At 70.5% G+C, this 19,710-nt stretch carries 17 protein-coding genes; 7 read left to right on the top strand and 10 right to left on the bottom strand.

Annotation, left to right across the window (positions count from 1 at the left end; all coding sequences use genetic code 11):
• Window positions 1-4 precede the first annotated feature (4 nt).
• The gene (locus MRBLWH11_RS17545) at window positions 5-814 is read left to right on the top strand and encodes an RDD family protein (protein ID WP_116635356.1); all 810 of its coding nucleotides are present in this window, start codon (window positions 5-7) and stop codon (window positions 812-814) included.
• 30 nt (window positions 815-844) lie between these two features.
• Here the strand turns inward: MRBLWH11_RS17545 and ahcY are convergent, their stop codons facing one another.
• From ahcY to MRBLWH11_RS17570, 5 genes are all read right to left on the bottom strand, one after another.
• Window positions 845-2,290 carry an adenosylhomocysteinase gene (gene ahcY / locus MRBLWH11_RS17550; RefSeq protein ID WP_341945754.1) on the bottom strand — a complete coding sequence of 482 codons (1,446 nt, stop codon included), beginning with the start codon at window positions 2,288-2,290 and terminating at the stop codon, window positions 845-847.
• A 40-nt stretch (window positions 2,291-2,330) separates the two neighbouring features.
• Window positions 2,331-3,545 (bottom strand): ABC transporter permease, encoded by a 1,215-nt coding sequence (locus MRBLWH11_RS17555; RefSeq protein ID WP_341945755.1) that lies wholly within the window; start codon window positions 3,543-3,545, stop codon window positions 2,331-2,333.
• The gene (locus MRBLWH11_RS17560) at window positions 3,542-4,294 is read right to left on the bottom strand and encodes an ABC transporter ATP-binding protein (RefSeq protein WP_341945756.1); all 753 of its coding nucleotides are present in this window, start codon (window positions 4,292-4,294) and stop codon (window positions 3,542-3,544) included. The genes MRBLWH11_RS17555 and MRBLWH11_RS17560 overlap by 4 nt, the downstream gene beginning before the upstream one ends.
• Window positions 4,291-5,217, bottom strand: a complete 927-nt coding sequence (locus tag MRBLWH11_RS17565; RefSeq protein WP_341945757.1) for a biotin/lipoyl-binding protein — start codon at window positions 5,215-5,217, stop codon at window positions 4,291-4,293. Before MRBLWH11_RS17565 ends, MRBLWH11_RS17560 begins: the two co-directional genes overlap by 4 nt.
• 101 nt (window positions 5,218-5,318) lie before the next feature.
• Window positions 5,319-5,525: a DUF3499 family protein gene (locus MRBLWH11_RS17570; RefSeq protein WP_116635361.1), complete on the bottom strand. Its 207-nt coding sequence runs from the start codon at window positions 5,523-5,525 to the stop codon at window positions 5,319-5,321.
• A gap of 77 nt (window positions 5,526-5,602) precedes the next feature.
• Here MRBLWH11_RS17570 and MRBLWH11_RS17575 point away from each other — a divergent pair, with 77 nt between their 5' ends.
• On the top strand, window positions 5,603-6,031 hold the full coding sequence (locus MRBLWH11_RS17575) for a hypothetical protein (RefSeq protein ID WP_341945758.1): 429 nt from the start codon (window positions 5,603-5,605) through the stop codon (window positions 6,029-6,031).
• A gap of 35 nt (window positions 6,032-6,066) precedes the next feature.
• Here the strand turns inward: MRBLWH11_RS17575 and MRBLWH11_RS17580 are convergent, their stop codons facing one another.
• The 4 genes from MRBLWH11_RS17580 to manA form a co-directional block, all read right to left on the bottom strand.
• On the bottom strand, window positions 6,067-7,449 hold the full coding sequence (locus MRBLWH11_RS17580) for a DUF5719 family protein (protein ID WP_341945759.1): 1,383 nt from the start codon (window positions 7,447-7,449) through the stop codon (window positions 6,067-6,069).
• Window positions 7,446-10,631, bottom strand: coding sequence for a glycosyltransferase (locus tag MRBLWH11_RS17585; protein ID WP_341945761.1), 3,186 nt, complete (start codon window positions 10,629-10,631; stop codon window positions 7,446-7,448). The genes MRBLWH11_RS17580 and MRBLWH11_RS17585 overlap by 4 nt, the downstream gene beginning before the upstream one ends.
• Before the next feature lie 74 nt (window positions 10,632-10,705).
• Entirely contained in the window at window positions 10,706-11,023 is a 318-nt protein-coding gene (locus tag MRBLWH11_RS17590) for a WhiB family transcriptional regulator (RefSeq protein ID WP_116635434.1), read from the bottom strand.
• 108 nt (window positions 11,024-11,131) lie between these two features.
• Complete coding sequence (manA, locus tag MRBLWH11_RS17595) at window positions 11,132-12,286, bottom strand: mannose-6-phosphate isomerase, class I (RefSeq protein ID WP_341945763.1); 1,155 nt, start codon at window positions 12,284-12,286, stop codon at window positions 11,132-11,134.
• Between the two features lie 69 nt (window positions 12,287-12,355).
• On the opposite strand from manA, the gene MRBLWH11_RS17600 reads away from it, so the two are divergent.
• Together MRBLWH11_RS17600 and MRBLWH11_RS17605 are read left to right on the top strand one after the other, a co-directional pair.
• Window positions 12,356-13,771: an O-antigen ligase family protein gene (locus MRBLWH11_RS17600; protein ID WP_116635364.1), complete on the top strand. Its 1,416-nt coding sequence runs from the start codon at window positions 12,356-12,358 to the stop codon at window positions 13,769-13,771.
• Window positions 13,768-15,066 carry an O-antigen ligase family protein gene (locus MRBLWH11_RS17605; protein WP_116635365.1) on the top strand — a complete coding sequence of 433 codons (1,299 nt, stop codon included), beginning with the start codon at window positions 13,768-13,770 and terminating at the stop codon, window positions 15,064-15,066. Before MRBLWH11_RS17600 ends, MRBLWH11_RS17605 begins: the two co-directional genes overlap by 4 nt.
• A 35-nt stretch (window positions 15,067-15,101) precedes the next feature.
• Here MRBLWH11_RS17605 and galE read toward each other — a convergent pair whose 3' ends face one another.
• The gene (gene galE, locus MRBLWH11_RS17610; protein WP_116635366.1) at window positions 15,102-16,091 is read right to left on the bottom strand and encodes a UDP-glucose 4-epimerase GalE; all 990 of its coding nucleotides are present in this window, start codon (window positions 16,089-16,091) and stop codon (window positions 15,102-15,104) included.
• A 150-nt stretch (window positions 16,092-16,241) separates the two neighbouring features.
• Between galE and MRBLWH11_RS17615 the strand changes: the two genes are divergently transcribed.
• From MRBLWH11_RS17615 to MRBLWH11_RS17625, 3 genes are read left to right on the top strand one after another with little or no spacing between them, the layout of a single operon-like run.
• Complete coding sequence (locus tag MRBLWH11_RS17615) at window positions 16,242-18,152, top strand: glycosyltransferase (RefSeq protein ID WP_116635367.1); 1,911 nt, start codon at window positions 16,242-16,244, stop codon at window positions 18,150-18,152.
• On the top strand, window positions 18,149-19,111 hold the full coding sequence (locus MRBLWH11_RS17620) for a glycosyltransferase (RefSeq protein ID WP_116635368.1): 963 nt from the start codon (window positions 18,149-18,151) through the stop codon (window positions 19,109-19,111). The genes MRBLWH11_RS17615 and MRBLWH11_RS17620 overlap by 4 nt, the downstream gene beginning before the upstream one ends.
• A gap of 2 nt (window positions 19,112-19,113) precedes the next feature.
• Window positions 19,114-19,707, top strand: a complete 594-nt coding sequence (locus tag MRBLWH11_RS17625) for a hypothetical protein (RefSeq protein ID WP_243408897.1) — start codon at window positions 19,114-19,116, stop codon at window positions 19,705-19,707.
• The last annotated feature ends 3 nt before the right edge of the window (window positions 19,708-19,710 follow it).

The following is a 19,710-nucleotide window of genomic DNA, read 5'->3' on the forward strand; positions in this document are numbered from 1 at the left end:
ACTCATGTCCGTCCCGATCGATGCGTCCGACGAGGTGCTCTCCGGCGAGGCCGTCGCGATCGACGTGCAGCCGGTCGGCTTCCTGCTCCGCGCCTTGGGCGCCCTGATCGACATGGTGGTCGGGTTCGCCGTCTTCATCCTGTGGCTGTTCCTGCGCATCTGGCTGCTCGACGCCGGTGTGCTCGACGACGCCACGGACCGCATCGCGACGGTCGCCGCACTGGTGGTCAGCTTCGTGGTGCTGCCCATCACCGTGGAGGTCGCCACGAAGGGCCGCAGCCTCGGAAAGCTCGCGGTCGGCGGGCGCATCGTGCGTGTCGACGGTGGCGCTGCGGGCTTCCGCCACGCGTTCATCCGCGCCCTGCTGGGCGTGCTGGAGATCTACGGCACGTTCGGCGGCGTCGCCGTCCTCACGGGCGCCTTCAACTCCCGTTCCCAGCGCCTGGGCGATCTGGTCGCGGGAACGTACAGCCAGCGTGTGCGCACCCCACGGCTCATCCCGATCGTGCCGGTCCTTCCGCCGGAGCTCGGCGGCTGGGCGCAGATCGCCGACGTGGCGCGACTTCCCGACCGGCTCGCGCGGCGCATCTCCCAGTTCCTGCAGAGCGCTCCTCGCCTGGTCCCTGCAGCGCGGGCCAGGGTCGCCCAGGACCTGCTCGCCGAGGCGACCCCCTACGTGTCGCCGATGCCTCCCGCGCATCCGGAGGCCGTGCTGATCGGCATCACCGTGCTGCGCAGGGAGCGGGAGCGCCGCGCGCTGGAGAACTCCGATCGGCGGGCCGAGAAGCTCACCGGTCGTCGCGTCGGGGTCTGAGCGGCTCTCGTCACCCGCCGCGCCGCGCGCTCAGTAGCGGTAGTGATCGAGCTTGTAGGGCCCGTCGACGGGAACCCCGATGTATGCGGCCTGTCCGTCGGTCAAGGTGGTCAGCTGCACGCCCAGGGCGTCGAGGTGCAGGCGCGCGACCTTCTCGTCCAGTGCCTTCGGCAGCGTGTACACGCCGGTCGGATACGCCTCGATGTTCGTGAACAGCTCGAGCTGCGCCAGCACCTGATTCGTGAACGACGCGCTCATCACGAACGATGGGTGGCCGGTGGCGTTGCCGAGGTTCATCAGGCGTCCCTCGCTGAGGACGAGCACGCTGCGACCGTTCGGCATCCGCCATTCGTGCACCTGCGGCTTGATCTCGATCTTCTCCGCGCCGGGCAGCGCCTCGAGCCCCGCCATGTCGATCTCGTTGTCGAAGTGGCCGACGTTCGCGACGATCGCCAGGTGCTTCAGCGCCTGCAGGTGCTCGGTGGTGACCACGTCGCGGTTCCCCGTGCCGGTCACGACGATGTCGACCTCGCCGGCCACATCGAGCAGCCGCGCCACCTGGAAGCCGTCCATCGCGGCCTGCAGCGCGCAGATCGGATCGACCTCGCTGACGATGACGCGCGCGCCCTGTCCGCGCAGCGCCTCGGCCGCTCCCTTGCCGACGTCGCCGTAGCCGCAGACGAAGGCGACCTTGCCGCCGATGAGCACGTCCGTGGCGCGGTTCAGTCCGTCGGGGAGGGAGTGGCGGATGCCGTACTTGTTGTCGAACTTGCTCTTGGTCACCGAGTCGTTGACGTTGATGGCCGGGAACAGCAGTCCGCCGGCCGCTGCGAGCTCGTACAGGCGGTGCACGCCCGTCGTGGTCTCCTCCGTGACGCCGATGAGACCAGCGGCGACCTTGGTCCAGCGGTCCGGCGACGAGGCGAGCGAACGACGCAGCAGGTCGAGGATGATCGTGTACTCGTGCGAGTCGTCCGCTGTCGTCGCGGGAACAGCGCCCGCCTTCTCGGATTCCGCGCCCTTGTGCACGAGCAGTGTGGCGTCGCCGCCGTCGTCGAGGATCAGGTTCGGACCGTCGAAGCCCTCGGCGGACCAGTCGAAGATGCGCTCGGTGCAGGCCCAGTACTCCTCGAGGCTCTCACCCTTCCAGGCGAAGACGGGCACGCCGGCGGGGGCGTCGACCGTTCCGTCGGGCCCGACCACCACCGCGGCCGCGGCCTCGTCCTGCGTGGAGAAGATGTTGCAGCTGGCCCAGCGCACCTGCGCACCGAGCGCGACGAGCGTCTCGATCAGCACCGCGGTCTGCACGGTCATGTGCAGGGACCCGGCGATGCGGGCGCCCGTCAAGGGCTGCGCGGCGCCGAACTCCTCTCGGAGCGCCATGAGGCCAGGCATCTCGTTCTCCGCGAGTCGCAGCTGGTGCCGGCCGGCTTCGGCGAGGGACAGGTCGGCGACGCGGTACTCGAGCTCTGGCATGCCCCCATTGTTCCAGTCCCCCGCGGCGGACCGCCATGTGTCAGAAGCGGATCGCGTCGATCACCTTCACCCGCAGCGCGACGAGGGCGGGGATGAAGCCGGACACCGCACCGACGATGACCGAGGCGACGAGGCCGATCACCGCCGCCCGCATCGGGAACGGCGGCACATCCTGCATCCCGATGAACATCGTCGTGAGCAGCCAGTCCGAGCGGAGCACGGCGACGACGATCGCGATCCCGATCGCTCCCGCGACGGTCGTGGCCACGAGGCTCTCCAGGAACACCGAGAAGAACACCCGTCCCGAACTCGCTCCGAACGCACGACGGACGCCGATCTCGCGCACGCGCTGACGCATCGCCACGAGCTGGATGTTGATGAGGCTCAGTGCGCCGAGGGCGAGGATCACGGCGGCGATGCCGCCCGTCACCATCTCGAAGGTCGCCTGCGCATCCATCGTCCCCGGCTGAGCAGCCCAGTCCGACCGGCTCACCGAGACCGTCTGTCCCTCGGGGAGCCCGGCACGCAGGTCCATCGCGAGCACCGGACCGATCTCGTTCGCCTGTTCCGGGCCGACCCAGATCTCGTACTGCGACCAGGCGTCCTCGGGGAGCGCGTCGACGCGCTCGCGGTACGCGTCGTACAGCAGATCGATGCGGAGCTCCTCGTCGCCGAATCCCTGCCGCGGGACCACGCCGACGACCTGGTAGGTGCCGCCGCCCGCCCCGGTGAGCGTCACGATCGGATGCTCGGCGAGCGGCACGCGCCCGATGCGGTCCCACAGCGGCTCGGAGATGACGGCCGCGGGTGCCAGCGCCTCGATGTCGGAGTCGCGAAGCCAGCGCCCCTCCAGGAGCTTCTCGCGATGGATCTCCGAGTACACCGGATCCATCAATCGTGCGTTGACGTCGGTGATGCCCTCCGGGAGCCGGATTCCCACGGTCATGCCCTGCACGATTCGCGCGGTATGGCTGAAGGAGAATCGCTCACCGACTCGTGCGAAGCGCTCGTCGAAGTCGTCGATGTCGACCGGGGCGCCCTCGTCTCCGCTCACGCCGACGACGATGGTCGCCGCCCTGCCGCCCCAGCGATCGGACTGCTCGGCCTGGTACTGGCGCTGATACTCGGAGATCGCGACGACCGCGGTGAGGGCGCCGACGGAGACGGCGATGCCGATCAGGCTGAGGAGGACGCGGAGCTTGTGGACGCGGATCTCGGCCCAGGCGTCGGCGAGCGCGCCGAGGAAGCCGGTCATGCGCGCGGTCCGTCCGGCGGGGCCGGCACCGCTGCGGCGAGCGTGGACGCCTCGAAGGCCCGACTGAGGTCGGCCGGTGCGAGAGCTCCGGCATCCAGTCGGTAGTGGCGCCGTGCGCGCGCGGCGACGTGCAGGTCGTGCGTGATCGTGACCAGCGCCGCCTCCGTCTCGGTGGCCACCTCGTCGAGGAGCGACATGACGGATGCTCCGGTGTCGATGTCGAGCGCACCGGTGGGCTCGTCGGCGAGGATCAGCACGGGCCTGCGCACCAGAGCGCGGGCGATCGCGACGCGCTGCTGCTCACCGCCCGACAGCCGATCAGCGACCTGGTCGACGCGATGCCCGAGCCCCACGCGCTCCAGCATGTCCGCGGCGATCTGCCGGCGGTTCCAGAACATCCGCCCCTTCGCGTGGCCGAGAGGCATCATGACGTTGTCGATCGCGGTGCGTCCCGGCAGCAGATTGAACTGCTGGAACACGAACCCGACGTTGTCACCCCGCAGCCGGTCGAGCCGTCCCGAACGCATGCGGCGCACCTCGCGGCCCTCGAAGGCGACCGTGCCCGACGTGGGCGCGTCGAGCATGCCGAGGATGTTGAGCAGTGTGGACTTGCCCGAGCCGGAGCGGCCGACGATCGAGACGTGGTCTCCTGCGCTCACCTCGAGATCGATGCCGCGGAGGATCTCGAGCCGCGAGTCGTCGGCCAGCAGCACGCTCTTCTCGACGTCCTGCAGAGCGACGAGCGTCACCAGTTCATCCCGCTGTCGCACTGCTCGACCCCGGGAGAGACCTCGTAGCAGAACTCCTCGACCGGAGCCACGAACCCCGGCACGAACTGCCGGATGCTGTCGCCCTCCTCGAGCCCCTCGACGACCTCGACCATGACGCCGTCGTTGACCCCGAGCTTCACCGCGCGTTCCTCCGGCTCGGTGCCGTCGCCGGCATCGACCCAGACGTTCCCGGTTCCGGCGCCGCCCTGCACGGCCGTGACGGGGATCACGAGCGCGTCCTCGACCTGGCCGAGGGCGAGATCCATGGTCGCGGGAAGACCGGCGAAGACCGTCTGATCGCCGGGGATGGCGCAGCGGACGCTCGCCGTGCCCTCAGCGCTGACCTGCACCCCCACGCCCGTGCAGACGAAGGGTGCCGGGCCGCCGGCGATCGTCACGGTGCCCTCGGTCGGCGCGTTCACCAGGCGGTACAGCTGGACGGGCTCCACGGTGGCCAGCAGGTGATAGCGCGCCGGGGTGAGGGTGTAGGACTCGGTGCCGACGGATACCGCCTGCCCCTTGACCAGGGCGATCTCCGACACGTCGCCGCCCTCCGGAGCGAGCACGTCGATGTCCGCGCGGGGATCCTCCTGGCGCACGGTGAAGAGCGCCTGCCCCGCCGCGACCGTGGCTCCTTCCCCGACATGGACGGCTGTGACCGTGCCGTTCAGCTCGCTCCGCACACCGTACTTGTCATCCCGCGCGACGTTCCCGCTCAGGCTCAGCGCGTTGACGACAGAACCACGCTCCACCGCCACGACGGGATCCGTGATCCCCGCCTCCGGGCTGACGACGCTCTCGGCGCGGTCGGGGAAGAAGGCGATCTTGACGAGCGCCGCGGCGCACGCTCCGAACACGAGCACGAGGAGGAGGGGGAAGATCCAGCGACGCCAGACGATCACGGCAGCCTTTCCGAACGCGCCGCTCTGACGGGCCCGCGGCCAGAGTACTCAGACGCCCTCTCCGGTCATCGCGACCTCTCCCGCGTGTCGTCGGGATGCGGTCAGGCGCGAAGGGCCTCGTGCCGGACGACGATCCAGCCGGACGGGACCGACATGCGGTCCGCGTGCGGAGAGCACAGGTCGTGCGCCTGCGGATCGTTCGCCGCGCCGAGCGGTCCGAGTGCCGCCATCTGATCGCGGTAATCGTAGGTGAGCGTGGCCACCGCTTCTCGCGCGCAGCCGACCTTCGAGCAGAGTCGTCCGTCCATCAACGCAACAGTACGGTGCCGCAGTGCCGGCCGCCGGATGCCGCGCCGCGCGCAGCGGCACCGCTTAGACTTTCGTCATGCCCCGTCGCCGATCCGCTCGCACCTCCGCAGCCCCTCGGCGCGGAGCACGGCACGGACGCCACGGGCGGCTCGGACGCAGCGAGGTCGTCCGGCCTCCTCTTGCTCCCCTCGACGGCCGACTCGACCGATTCGACCTGACCGTGGGCACCGCTGTCGAGTTCCTCCGCGGCACCTGGCCGGAACTCCAGGAGGTGCGATTCGAGATCGGTGCGATCCCGGCCTTCGACGCCACCGACGAGGTGCCGCGCTGGTACCTCGACCGTGAGAACCGTCGGATCGTGCTGTTCCGCCTGCCGATCGAACGTCTCCTGCCACCCGGTCACGATGACGCGGCACATCGCCGGATGGCGATCGAGAGCGCGGTGTTCCGCGCGGCGGCCGAGTACGTCGGGCGAGAGCCCTGGGATCTCGGCCACGACCACTGACCCCGTCCCCGCGCAGGGAACGCCGGCACTCGAGGTCAGGGGTAGACGGTGATCGTCTGCTCGGCCCCGGAGCCGGCCTGCACGGGCAGCACCGCGAGTGCGCCCGGCTCCGTCATCGTGACGGCGGCATGAACCGTGGCCGCCGGCCGCAGCAGGTACGTCGTCCCCGGCTCCACGTCGGCACTCACCGACTCTCCCGCCCGGACGACGATCTCCTCGGCGTCGCCGCCGTCAGCAGGCTCGAGCGACACCGTGGCATCCTCGTCCGCGGTGTTCGTGAGCTGCAGCTGCGCCGTCGGTCCCTCGGGGACGGCGACGAGGACGTCGGCATCGATCTCAGGAGCCGGGGTCACCCAGGCGAAGTCGGATCCCAGGCCGGCGCCGTCCTGCTGACGCACGGCGGCCACCACGGGGACGTCGGCCTCCACCTCGACCGAGTACGTACCGGGTGCCAGTCCGCTCAGCGAGACGTCGGCCGGGGTCGCGGACGACAGCGGGACGGTGAACTCGTTCGCCACGTCGCGTGACCCGGTGGCCCGCACGACGATGCGGGCCTGCCCGTCCGCGTCCGGAGAGAGGAGCCGCATGACGGTCATGTCCGCCTCGTCGCCCTCGACAGGGAACGACTGCACTCCGGAGAACACGAGGTTCTGCTGCGCACCCGCCACCGCGTCCTGCAGATCGATGCCGGCGGGATCGAGAACCCGCACGAGGGAGGACTGCAGGACGGCACGCACCGGCGCGCCCACCGCGTTGACCTTGACGACCGGGGCGTCGTTCCCGGCCGCGATCGACGAGAGGGGAAGAGCGAGCTGCGTGCCGGCCGGCACCACCACGGTGCGCGCGCTGCGCGTGGTGCCGTAGACGGACAGCGTCACCGTGGTCGGAACCTTCCCGGCATTGGCCAGGGTCACGATGTCCTCGGTGCCGGTGCCGACACTCCCGCCGACGAGCCAGGACTCCAGGCGGGGTTCGCCGCACGCCAGAGCGGCGAACCCCGCGAGGTCATCTTCCGCGATGGTCACCGACTCCGCCGCCGCGATCAGCGGCGCGGTGCGGCCCTCGACCGTGCCGGTGAGCACGCGGACCTCGCCGGCATCCGGCAGGTCAGGGCTCTCGAGCGTCGTGGTCGACGGACGACCCGAGGTGCCGGCGTCGGTGAGGGTCGGCGACGCGGCGGAGCGCATGTCCAGAGGGGCCGACGAGTCCCGCCCGAGCGCGCGCAGATCGCCGTTGCAGACGAGGACGGTGTCGCCGGGCAGCGGTGTGACCTGGACCTGGGCGGGGTCGTGGCTGATCTCGGGCCACGGCGCATGGATCGCCGCGACGACACCGACCGTGCACGCGACCGCGACCGCGACCCCGGTGATGAGGCGGGCGCTGGTGGCGGCGACTCGGAAAGCACGGGTGCCGTTCATCGGTTGTCCTCCTCGGCGGCATCGGCGGGCGTCGCCGCATCGGCGGACGGCACTGCGTCGTCGGACGGTGACGGCTGCTCGGAGGCCGAGGCATCAGAGGCAGCCCCCTCATCAGAGGCAGCCTCCTCATCAGAGCGCACATCCTCGTCCGAAGGAACCTCGTCCGCCGACGGTTCCTCGTCGGAGGGAGCGGATGCTTCGTCGGAGATCGCCTCGTCCTCGGGCCCCGGCGCCTCGTCGGGTGACTCCACACCGACGAGCGGATCGTCGGAGATCGCATCCTCGGTCTCGCCGGTCGCGACGGTCGGCACGGTCGCCTCCGCGATCCCGGCGTCGTCGTCCTCCCGATCCTCCGCGTGCCGCGGGAGCACGAGCGGCTCCTCGGGAACCCGGCCGACGATGCGGGACTGCGAGCGAGCGGCGCGGCGCGATGCGCGCGTCGGGACGGACAGCAGCAGGGCGGCGAAGACGAACACGAGCTGCAGGGTGATCACCAGGCGCGCCGTGCCCTGCTGGGTCTGCGTCAGCGCCTTAGGTGCTGCCGCGTCGGCCTCCAGCCGCCACAGCACGCCGCGCTCCGTGGTGCCGGCGTGCACGAATCCGGGACGCTGATCGATCGAGGTGACGGCCGTCGTCCCCAGCGCACGCGCCTTGTCGCTCTGTCCTCCGGGGAGCTGAGCGAGCAGCACATAGCTGATGCCCTGCTTCGCCAGTTCACCCGGAGCATCGAAGTCGCGAGCCGAGAGCAGGTCGACGGCGAGCGTGGTGATGTCGGTCCCCTGCGGTTCGACGGCGGTGGTCATCATGGTCGACTGGGCTCCGAGAGTCTCACTCGCTCCCCAGGCGACATCGACGGCCAGGCCGCCGTCATCCTGAGGAGTGAGGACCAGGGTGGCGATCTGCTGATCCCCGGCGGCCTGCGCCGCGACATAGGCCGGCAGCGTCGAGGTCGGGCCGTTCGTCAGGGCCGACCGGTCGAGGTGGAACGCCGTGAGGGCCGGCACCGCGCACACCACGAGCGCGACGGCCGCGATCGAGGTGGCGACCAGGCGGAGTCGTGGCAGGGTGAGCGCGGTGTCCAGCGTGACCAGCGCCGCGCCCACGAGACCGATCCACGCGAGGCTGAGACCGGTACCGGGCCAGATGGCGACCGGATTGCCCTGCGTGAAGCTCACGGTGATGCCGACAGCGAGGAACGCCGTCGCGAGTCCCGCCAGCGTCACGGTGAGGAGCGTGATGCCGGCGCGCCAGCGGGGGGCGACCGCGGCGGCGAGAGCGAGCAGGGCGATCGGAGCGCACAGCAGTGGCGCCCAGGTGCCGATCACGGCCGGAGCGAACACCGTCCACCCGGCGAAGTCGCTCGTCGGGAACCCGGTCGCGAGTGCGAGGCGTCCGGCGGCGTCGGCGCTCGCCTGCGGGCCGGCCCAGATGAATCCGGGGTCGCCGAGCAGCGCGAGCGGCGAACCGTGCGCGATCTGCCAGAAGATGAGCGGCGCGAACAGCAGCGCCGTCGGAAGCGGGAGCCAGAGCTGCCGACCGGCGCCGCGGAACTGCGCCGTCGCGAGGGTGATGCCGATCGCGACGACCCAGAGCAGCGCCAACGCGGGCGCCAGCGACGGTGCGCACGCGACGACCGCGGCGAGCAGGAGCGAGGCGGCGCCCGCAGCTCCCCAGGACCGGTGCGCGACGACAGCCGCGTGGAAGAGCCAGGGAAGCAGGAGATGCACGAGCACGGCGCTCGGCCGTCCGTCGACGAGCGCCGTCAGGAAGGTCGGCGCCATCGCCCACGCCACGCCGGCGAAGATCCGGAGACCCGCACGGTCGGTGACGCGCGTGGCTGCGAACCATCCCCCGAGAACGGCGAGCGGAAGGGCGAGGATCCAGAGCAGCACGAGCGTGAAGGAGGGACCGGCCGGCCAGAGCGTGCCGAGGATGGCGACGACTCCGGCGAACGGATCGGCGGGGCCGACCAGATCGAGACCGACGCCGCGGAGCCCCCAGGCCGCATCGCTCCACAGGGCGGACACCGTGTCCCGCAGGGGCAGCAGTGCTCCGCCGCCGACGGTCGGCCATGCCAGCACCGTGGTGAAGGAGGCGATGCTCACCACCAGCGCGGCCAGCACGGCCCACGCGCCGCCGCCGGAGAAGAAGCGCAGCTCGCTGACAGCACCGCCCTCGCTGCCGTGTCCGTCGTCGAGACGGCGACGCAGCTGCGACGACGTGACCCGCAGTGGAGCGATGCTCGCCCAGGTGGAGGCGCGGAAGGAGCGGATGCGGGCACGCGAGCGTGCGACGGCGTTGACGCGCAGCATCGCGGTGAGCGCGGCGGCCCACTCGGGGATCACCGCTTCCGGTCGCTTGCCGATGAGGTGCGTGATCGATCGCCAGAGCGCGAGCGGGAGGAGCGCCAGCCAGTGCAGGGGCACCACCGGCGCCGGGGCGTAGGCGAGGCGGCGATGCAGCTGTGCGAGACGTCGGACGTAGGCTCGGCGCGAGCCACCGGAGGGCAGAGCCGCAGGCCCGTCCGGAGCCGCCGAGATGCGCGCACTCGGTGCGAGCACGACGCGGCCGCCCCCGAGGCGGGCGCGGACCCCGAGATCGAGACCTTCATCGGCCCCGGCGAGCGCAGGGTCCGGGCGCAGCGCGTCGCGGACCTCGCCCCGGATGAGGATGCCGCGGATGTCGGACCCGAGCACGTCGTCCATGCCGTCGTGCTGTCCCTGGTCGAGCTCCCCCGCGGCCAGTTCGACCGAGCGTCCGAGTGTCGTCATCGTCACGCCGAGCGAGACGATCTCCCTCTCGTTGTCGGTCGCGACCAGCTTGGGAGCGACGATCACCGCGGAGGGCGAACGCTCCAGCATCCCGCTGAGCCGCTCGAGGGCGCGCGGGTGGGGTGCGGTGTCCTGGCCGAGGAGCCAGATCGCGGTTCCGTCGGCGACGCGGGGGCGTGCGAGTTCCACGGCCTCGGCGAACGACGTCGTCGCGCGCGCCTCGATGATGCCCTCGACCGTGCCGGCGACCGTCTCGCTCTCGCGAGCGGTCGTCGCATCGCCGCACATGACGAGGGTCACCGCGGCAGGAGGTGTCGTCTGGGACCGGACGGCGTCGAGAGTGCGGAGGAGCTGCGCGCGGGCAGAGGATCCGGGGCGCGCGACGATGATGGCGTGAACTCGGGCTGGCATGACGTGGTCAGCCTAAGCGCGCGATCCGCGCCTCTGGAGCAGTGGACGCGGCGCGCCCGCGAAGCCGGATGCGATCAGCTCGCGCGACGCTTGAGCTTGCGGCGCTCGCGCTCGGAGAGTCCGCCCCAGATTCCGAAGCGCTCGTCGTTGTTGAGCGCGTACTCGAGGCATTCCCCTCGGACATCGCACGTGGTGCAGATGCGCTTGGCGTCTCGCGTGGATCCGCCCTTCTCCGGGAAGAAGGCCTCGGGATCGGTCTGCGAGCAGAGAGCGTCGCTCTGCCAGGCGAGGGCGTTGTCGTCTTCGGCGTTCGGCTTCCGAACCCCCGGCACTCCGAGGTTGATCGGATCGACGAACCAGTTCTCCGGTACGTCGGAACGGTATCCCGTCATCTCGATCTCCAACCCTGTCTCCGCCCCCCGGCGGGCCGTGCTCACACTAATTACACCCGTGTCATTCGCTCCGGTCAAGTCGCGGATCGTAAACCCTCAAGCCGCTGTTTAAAGTTCTTGGTCGCGCATCGGCGTGTCGCGCCCGGGCGACGCGATGAACACCTCGCCGGCTCCGGACAGCGTGATCGCGCCCTCATCCGGCGTGGCGAACGCCACCGCACCGACGGCGATGGGTCGGGCCTCTCCCGCGGCGGAGGCGACGGTGACGTCGCCCGCGGTCGCGAGCACCATCGTCGGGCCGGCGACGTCCCGGGTGAGCGGCGTACCGCCCAGCGAGACCCGCTCGAGGGCGAAGTCGGCGATCGGCACCGGATAGACCGTGCTGCCGCTGTCCCCTGAGGGACGCAGCACCGGCACCTCGCCGGCGGAGGTGTCGAGGATCGACAGCAGCTCCGGCACGTCGATGCGCTTGGGGGTGAGACCGCCGCGGAGCACATTGTCGCTCGCGGCCATGATCTCGACTCCGAGCCCCGAGAGGTACGCGTGCAGCAGGCCGGCGCGCAGGAAGACGCCTTCTCCGCGCCGCAGGACCACGTGGTTCATCAGCAGGGCCACGACGACACCGGGGTCCCCCGGGTAGTGCTCCGCCACACCGGCGATCGCCCGGAGCGTGCCGTTCCACTCCCCCGCGTCCGCCGCGGCCGCGGTGCGCACGGCCTCGATGATGTCGTCGACCTCGGTCTGCGCCTCACCGCCGAGCAGCCACCCGATCACCGCGCGGAGGACGTCGCCGTCGCCGCGCAGCCGCTGGCGGAGTGCCTCGACGCCCGCGCTGTCGCCGAGCGCGTCGAGCAGCGACGCGGTGCCCTCCACCGGACGCAGCCCGCTGAGGGATTCGAAGGTGTCGCTGAGCGCCACGATGAGCTCGGGCTTGTGGTTGTCGTCCCGATAGTTGCGCCGCGGGTCGTCCGCCGCGAGACCGTCCTCCCGCGACCACCCCTCGCGCGCCTGCGCGATCGTCGGATGCACCTGGATCGAGAGCGGCCGACCGGCCGCGAGCAGCTTCAGCAGGTACGGGAGCGAGCCCCCCGTGATCTGATCGAGCGTGCCGCCGCCCTCCACATCCGCCGGGTCGCCGGGATGGTCGCCGAACCAGACCTCGGCCTCCGGCGCGCCCGAGGGCGTGCGGCCCTCGAGCTCGGCGAGCAGGGAGTCGGATCCCCAGGCGTAGTCGCGGGGCGCGTTCGTGAGGCTGAGCAGCATGGATCCCAGCGTAGAGCCGTGCGGCGGCGCTCAGGGACGCACGAAGCGCGGCGCGGTAGCCTGAACGCGATGGCTCAGTACACCAAGCATCCCGTGGCGCCCCCGCCCACCGCGCCGGAGCGCGAGTCGACGGGGCATCTGCTGCTGCGCGCCTACGTGATCCTGGTGCTCTTCGTCACGTTCGCGCACTCGGCCGTCTACAACCTGCTCGGGATGATCGGCGCCGGGATCGTCCTCGCGGCCTTCACCCTCGCCACGCTCGCGATCGGCATCCCGATGCTCGCTCGCAACCGACCGCAGCCCTTCCGCTGGAGGCGCCTGCCCTGGTCGGCACTCGGCTACACGACGCTCGCGCTCGTCTCCGTCGCCTGGTCGCAGTGGCGCGGACCGACGCTCCTCACCTGGGTGCTGCTCGCCGCTGTCACGATCAACGGCCTGTTCATCGCGCACGTGCTCACCTGGCACGAGATCGTCCGCGCCCTGTCGTCGGCCTTCAAGTGGATCCTCGGGCTCTCGCTGGCTCTCGAGCTCTGGGTCTCCCTCGTCATCCACGGCCCGCTGCTGCCCAACTTCGCCACGCTGCCGGACGGCGAGATCGACCCGCAGTGGTACTGGGTGCGCGACAACCTGTTCGACGGCGGTCGCATCCAGGGCATCGTCGGCAACGCCAACCTGCTGGCGATCATCTCGCTCTTCGCGATCATCACCTTCGGCGTGCTCTTCGCCGCGCGCGCACGCTGGCGGACCACGCTCGCGATGTGGTCGCTCCTGGCCGCCTACTTCCTGTTCCGCACGTCGTCGGCGACCGCGCTGGTCTGCGCCGCTGCGGCCGCCGTGGTGCTCGTGGTCGCCCTGCTCATGCGGCGAGCCGGTACTCCGGGAGCGCGCACCCGCGTCTACGTGATCGCGATCGGCGGCACGGTCCTGGGCGTCGCGGCGGTGTGGCTGGTGCGGGAGCCTCTGCTCGCGCTTCTGGGCCGGAGCTCCGACCTCACGGGCCGCTCCGACCTGATCTGGTCGAAGGTGCTCGAGCGCGCCGGCGAGCATCCGCTCTTCGGCAACGGCTTCTCGAGTCCTTGGATCCCGACGGACCCCGCGTTCGACGGCTGGATCACCGACCACGGCATCACCGTCTTCCACGCCCACAACATGTGGCTCGACGTGCTGCTGCAGCTCGGCGCGCTCGGGGTCGTCCTCATGGCGCTCGCCTACGTGAGCCTGCTGTGGCGCTCGTGGTTCTTCGCCGTCGACCGGCCGCGCTGGGACCTCGAGGCCGCCCGGCCGTTCTCGCCGCTCACGCTGCTCCCGAGCCTGTTCACCATCGTCCTCCTCGTGCAGGGGCTCTCCGAGTCGACCCCGATCATGCTCTGGGGCTGGATGCTGCTGGTGCTGCTGTCGTTCAAGCTCAAGTCGGTTCCGCTGGTGGGCGTGGGCGAGCGCGATCTCCTCTTCGAACGCGGCGCGCGCCAGCGGCGGGTTCCGTGACACCGGTCCGCCCGATCGTGCGCCTTCTCGGGTCCGTCGAGATGGCACGGGCGTTCACGCTGGCCGCTCTCACCGCCGTGTTCGGATCGTTCGCGATCGAGCAGATGACGTCGGCCGTCACCCTGGCCGCGGTCATCACGGCGCTGTGCCTTCTCGGCGGCGCGATCCTCTGGGTCCGCCGGGAGGAGCTGTCGCCGCTGCGCATCGCGCCCTCCTCGCTCTTCGCGTTCCTCTGCTGGGCCCTGGTGAGCCTCGTCTGGACGACCGACCGCTCCGACACGGTGTTCGGCTGGCTCTCCCTGTTCGGGTTCGCCTTCCTGGCGATCACCGTCGGCCACATCCGCGACACGCTGCAGACGGTCCGCGCGATCGGCGACACGCTGCGCGGGCTGCTGGCCGTCTCGCTCGGCATCGAGATCCTGTCCGGCATCCTGCTCGACGTCCCGTTCGCCTTCCTCGGCGTCCAGGGGAATCTGGCCGCGGGCGGCCCCATCCAGGGTCTCTTCGGCAGTCGCAACATGCTGGGGTTCATCGCGGTCATCGCGCTGATCACGTTCGTGATCGAGTGGCGCACCCAGTCGGTCGACCCTCCGCTCGCCGTGGTGTCCGTCGCCCTCGCCGGATCGCTGGCGTTCCTCTCCTCCTCCCCGACCGTGCTGGTGCTCGCCGTCGCCGTCGGCATCGTGACGGTCGCGCTGACGATCGTCCGGCACGCGTCGCCGGAACGGCGCAATCTGGTGCAGTGGATGCTGGGGATCCTCGTCGCTCTGGCGCTCACCGTGGCGTTCGCGCTGCGGCATCAGATCATCGCGCTCCTCGACGCCGGTTCCGACTTCTCGATCCGCGCCACGCTCTGGAACACGATCCTGGACTTCGTCGCCGTCAAGCCGATCCAGGGCTGGGGATGGTTCGGAGACTGGGCGCGCGGCGAGTACCCGTTCACCTACATCAACTTCCAGCTCGACGACCGCCATCAGAGCGCGCTGAACGCGTTCTTCGACGTGCTCCTGCAGCTGGGCTCGATCGGACTCGTGCTCTTCCTGCTGCTCGGCGGCGTGGCGCTGGTGCGCTCGTGGCTGGTGGCCAGCGTGCGGCGGTCCGTCGTCTACGCGTGGACGCCGATCACCCTCGTCACGCTCGCGGTCGACTCGATGTTCGAGAGCTTCACGATCGTCGGGGCCGGCTGGTTCATGCTCGTGCTCTGCGCCCTGCGCGCCGGCCAGTCCCGGTCCTGGCGCGAGAACATCGACGCCGCGCACACGAGCTCGATCCCGACGCTCCGCCCGCAGGAGTGATGCGGCCGGGGCGAGCCCGGTTCAGAGCAGGACCTTCAGCGCAGGGTACCGAGCTTCTCGGCCCAGGCGATGGCGTCGCGCACACCGTCGTCGACGGAGCGCTCCGCCTGCCAGTCGAGGACCTCACCCGCACGATCGACGATCGCGAAGGCGCCGGCCTGATCGCCGGGACGGCGACCGGTCTCGACGACGGCGAGGGGCTCACCGGTCACGCGTTCGAATGCGGCGACCAGCTCGCGCACCGTCACGCCGTCGCCGGTGCCGAGATTGATCACCCGGTACGGCTCGTCCGCGGTGGCGACCTCGTCGAACCGCTGCACGGCCGCGACATGCGCGAGCGCGAGATCCCAGACGTGGATGTAGTCCCGCAGCCCCGATCCGTCGCGCGTCGCCCAGTCGGTGCCGGTGATCGTGAACGGCTCGCCGGCGGCATGCGCCTGCATGATCTTGCCCAGCGCGTGCGAGGGCCTCGGGTTCTGCTGCCCGGTCCGGAGCTGCGGGTCGGCGCCGATGGGGTTGAAGTAGCGGAGCGCGATCGCACGGAAATCGCCGGCGGCGGCCGCGTCGCGCAGGATCTCCTCGACCATCGCCTTGGTGGTCGCGTAGGGGCTGGAGGGCGCGAGGACACCGTTCTCATCGACGCCTTCCCCGGTCTCCCCCGCGTAGACGGAGGCGGACGAGCTGAACACGATGCGGGCGATGCCGGCGTCGCGGAGTCGCTGGAGCAGGAGCACCGTCTTGCCGACGTTGGAGTCGTAGTAGCCGAGCGGGTCGGCGACGGAATCCGGCACCACCGCGCGGGCCGCGCAGTGGACGACCGCATCGATGTCCGGGTGGTCCGACAGCAGGCGGTCGAGAAGGGCCGCATCGGCGATGTCGCCCTCGTAGAGGTTGCGACCTTCGCCGAAGGCGCGGAGGCCCGTCGACAGGTCGTCGAGGATGACGACCTCGATGCCGGCCTCGATGCATGCCGTCGCGACGGTGGACCCGATGTAGCCGGCGCCGCCGGTGATCAATACCTTCATCGCCCTCAGTCTAGCCAGACGCCCGGGCGGCACATGGAGCCGACTCTCCGCAGATCCGAAGGCGACGGACGGTAGGCTACTCACTGCTCGTCGCGTCGCGCGCTGTCCCGCCACAGCGGTCTGCGACACCAACATCGGAGAACTTACCCAGTGGCCCACGTCCTTCAGAACGTCGTCTTCCCACTTGATCGCGACCCCGATCTGCTTCCCCTGTACGCCGATCCCGAGACGTGGTCGGTCATCGAGGACGTGCCCGTGCGCGTGTCCAACCGTGCGCACCTCGGCAATATCCTCGGCCGTCACCGCGCGCGCATCGTCGCCGGGCGGCGTGTGTCGCTCGGCACCTACTTCAACGCTTTCCCCGCCTCCTACTGGCAGCACTGGACCAGCGTCCGAGAGGTCCGGCTGACCGTCCGCACGACGGGGCCCGCGACGATCCTCGTCTACCGCTCCAACGGCTCCGGCATCCGCCAGCGCGTCGCGACCCGTGAGGTGACCGGCGAGGCGACGACCTCGTTCGACCTCGACCTCACGCAGTACAGCGACGGCGGCTGGATCTGGTTCGACATCGTCGCCGACGAGAAGCCCGCGGTGCTCGAGGGCGCGGAGTGGACGACCGAGCAGGAGCCAGCGCGGTCCGGCAAGGCGTCGCTCGGCATCACCACGTACAACAAGCCGGACTACTGCGTCGAGACGCTGCGCGCCCTGGCCGCCTCCCCCGACGCGCTCGAGTTCGTCGACCGCATCTTCCTGGTCGACCAGGGGTCGCAGCTCGTCTCCGCGCAGGACGGCTTCGACGAGGTCGCCCAGAGCCTCGGGGAGACGCTGCAGGTCATCCGGCAGGAGAACCTGGGCGGATCCGGCGGGTTCGCCCGCGCCATGCACGAGACGCTGCAGCGCCCGGAGAGCGACTTCGTGCAGCTGCTCGACGACGACGTGCGCCTCGAGCCCGAGTCGCTGCGCCGCTCGATCGTGTTCGGCCAGTACGCGACGACGCCGGTGCTCGTCGGCGGGCACATGTTCGACCTGCTCGATCGCCCCAAGCTCCACGGCTGGGCCGAGGTCGTCGACGAAGACCCGTTCATGTGGCGCAACCTCTATCAGGAGAAGATGCCGCACGACTTCGGCGTGTCGAACCTGCGCCAGTCGACGCTGCTCCACATCCGGATGGACGCCGACTACAACGGCTGGTGGATGTGCCTGATCCCCCTCGACGTGATCCGCAAGGTCGGCCTCGCGCTCCCCGCGTTCATCAAGTGGGACGACGCCGAGTTCTGCCTGCGCGCAGGAGAGGCCGGGTTCCCGACGGTCTCGATGCCGGGCGTCGCCCTGTGGCACGTCTCCTGGGTCAACAAGGACGACACGATCGACTGGCAGGCGTACTTCCATGCCCGCAACCGGATCGTCGCCGGCCTCCTGCACTCCGGCGCCCCACGCGGAGGGGCGCTGCTGAAGCACAGCAGACGCGTCGACCTCAAGCACCTGATGATGATGCAGTACTACCCGGTGGCTCTGCGCGCCCGCGCTCTGCGGGACATCCTGTCGGGCCCCGACCACATGCGGCGGAACCTGGCGACGGCGATGCCCGCCGCGCGCGCACTCGCCCCCGAGTTCCCCGAGACCGTCGTGCACCGGGATCCGGCGAGGGTGCTGCACTCCCGACGCGGCCGCCGCGTGTTCCAGCAGCTGTCGAAGAACGATCTGGACAACCCGACAGGCATCCGGCTGCGGGTGTTCACGCTCCGCACGCTGCTGTCCCACTGGCTGCACCGGCCGCACCCCGCGAACATCGCGCAGCCCGAGGTCGAGTTCGGCAAGGAGGACGCCCTGTGGTGGCGCGTCCCCGCCTTCGACAGCGCGCTCGTGAGCGCCGCGGACGGATCCGGCAAGAACATCTACACGCGCGACCGCGGACAGTACCGCCGCATGCTGCGCGAGAGCATCCGACTGCACTCCGAGCTGCGCCGCCGGTGGCCGCAGCTGCAGAAGCAGTACCGCGAGGCGCTCCCCGAGCTCGTCTCACCCCAGTCCTGGCAGCAGATCTTCGAGGAGAAGGCATGACCGCGGCGCCCGCTGCATTCGACCCCACGGCCGCGACGATCGTCATCGTCACCTTCAACCGCTCTCACCTGCTCTCGGGCCTGCTCACGAGCATCACCGCGATGGACCCGAAGCCCGGCCATGTCGTAATCATCGACAACGCGTCCGCCGACGACACCACCGCCGTCGTCGAGTCCTTCCGCGAGGGCATCGGCACCGAGATCGTCTACCGCCGCCTGGAGACGAACACCGGCGGTTCCGGCGGATTCAGCGAAGGCATGCGCACCGCGTACGAGCTCGGCTCCGAGTGGATCTGGATGATGGACGACGACGTCGAGGTCCTCACCGACGGCCTGGCGAAGATGGGCAAGTGGGCGCCGCGGTTCAAGAGCATCCAGGGCCGCCGCATCGACTACGACGGCAGCGAGTTCTACTGGCAGTACCGCATCGCGGAGCGCATGGGGATCCCGATCCCGTTCGCGCCGTCCGGATTCGACGACTCCGGATTCAAGGAGATGAACAGCGGATGCTTCGAGGGCATGTTCATCCACCGCTCGATCGTCGCGCAGATCGGCCTCCCCGACCCGAGGTTCTTCATCTACTGGGATGACCAGATGTACGGGTGGCTCGCCTCGCGCCGGACCACCGCCGTCATCGTGGACGAGTTCGTCCTGCGGCGCACGCGCGAGATCAAGCAGTGGGACATGGGCATCCGCCACATGAACGCGTCGAGCAACGCGTATCGCTACTACATCATGCGCAATCGCGGGTTCATCAAGCAGTACTACCGTGTGCACGGGGTCTACAACCCGGTCCTGTTCGGGCTGGGCACCGCGGCGACATTCGCGAAGGAGCTGATCCGGCTCGTGTTCGTGGAAAGGACCGTGCGCGGGACCAGCAACCTCTTCCGCGGGATCCGTGACGGCGGCAAGGCCGGACGCGACCGCACCTGGCAGCCGATGGAACCGCTGGAGGCATGACGATGGACGAGCAGCAGCCGGAACTGCGGTGGGCCCCGCTCCCCGCTCCCCCGAAGCGCACCGGCCGGATCTGGCTGATCGTCGGCCTCTCGGTCGCCGCTCTGGCGATCGTGGGCGTGCTGCTCTTCCTCTTCCTCCCTCGAGGTGACGGCCCCACCCCCGGCGCGAGCCCGTCGTCCACGCCGTCGGCCTCCCCGAGCGCGACGCCGACACCGACACCGACGCCGTCCGCGACGCCGGCTCCGAGCCAGACTCCGATCGTCGACCCTCCGCCGGCGACCGACCCGACGATCGAGGCCTTCCGCGGTCAGGTGAGCGGCTGGCTCAACGACGCTCCGCGCGGACTCGACATCATCACCGGAGCCAACGGACCCGACGCGCTCCCGGTCGTCGAGACGCTCCAGCAGGACGTGCAGCGCCTCTCCGACGCGCAGCCGCCCGCCTCGATCGCCGACGGATGGCGTGACGGGCTCTCGGTGTACTCGCAGCGGCTGACCGACCTGCAGTCCGCGCTGACGGTCGGCGCCGCTCCCGCCGAGACGATCGATGCCGCCCGTGCGGCCGTGCAGGACCTGCGCGCCCTCGTCGGACTCTGACGT

The organism is Microbacterium sp. LWH11-1.2 (assembly GCF_038397745.1).
Lineage (GTDB): Bacteria > Actinomycetota > Actinomycetes > Actinomycetales > Microbacteriaceae > Microbacterium.

Coding starts and splice junctions, on each gene's coding strand:
- MRBLWH11_RS17545 (WP_116635356.1), top strand. CDS start 5: ATGTCCGTCCCGATCGATGCGTCCGACGAGGTGCTCTCCGGCGAGGCC.
- ahcY (WP_341945754.1), bottom strand. CDS start 2,290: ATGCCAGAGCTCGAGTACCGCGTCGCCGACCTGTCCCTCGCCGAAGCC.
- MRBLWH11_RS17555 (WP_341945755.1), bottom strand. CDS start 3,545: ATGACCGGCTTCCTCGGCGCGCTCGCCGACGCCTGGGCCGAGATCCGC.
- MRBLWH11_RS17570 (WP_116635361.1), bottom strand. CDS start 5,525: ATGGACGGACGACTCTGCTCGAAGGTCGGCTGCGCGCGAGAAGCGGTG.
- MRBLWH11_RS17575 (WP_341945758.1), top strand. CDS start 5,603: ATGCCCCGTCGCCGATCCGCTCGCACCTCCGCAGCCCCTCGGCGCGGA.
- MRBLWH11_RS17580 (WP_341945759.1), bottom strand. CDS start 7,449: ATGAACGGCACCCGTGCTTTCCGAGTCGCCGCCACCAGCGCCCGCCTC.
- MRBLWH11_RS17585 (WP_341945761.1), bottom strand. CDS start 10,631: ATGCCAGCCCGAGTTCACGCCATCATCGTCGCGCGCCCCGGATCCTCT.
- MRBLWH11_RS17590 (WP_116635434.1), bottom strand. CDS start 11,023: ATGACGGGATACCGTTCCGACGTACCGGAGAACTGGTTCGTCGATCCG.
- manA (WP_341945763.1), bottom strand. CDS start 12,286: ATGCTGCTCAGCCTCACGAACGCGCCCCGCGACTACGCCTGGGGATCC.
- MRBLWH11_RS17600 (WP_116635364.1), top strand. CDS start 12,356: ATGGCTCAGTACACCAAGCATCCCGTGGCGCCCCCGCCCACCGCGCCG.
- galE (WP_116635366.1), bottom strand. CDS start 16,091: ATGAAGGTATTGATCACCGGCGGCGCCGGCTACATCGGGTCCACCGTC.
- MRBLWH11_RS17620 (WP_116635368.1), top strand. CDS start 18,149: ATGACCGCGGCGCCCGCTGCATTCGACCCCACGGCCGCGACGATCGTC.
- MRBLWH11_RS17625 (WP_243408897.1), top strand. CDS start 19,114: ATGGACGAGCAGCAGCCGGAACTGCGGTGGGCCCCGCTCCCCGCTCCC.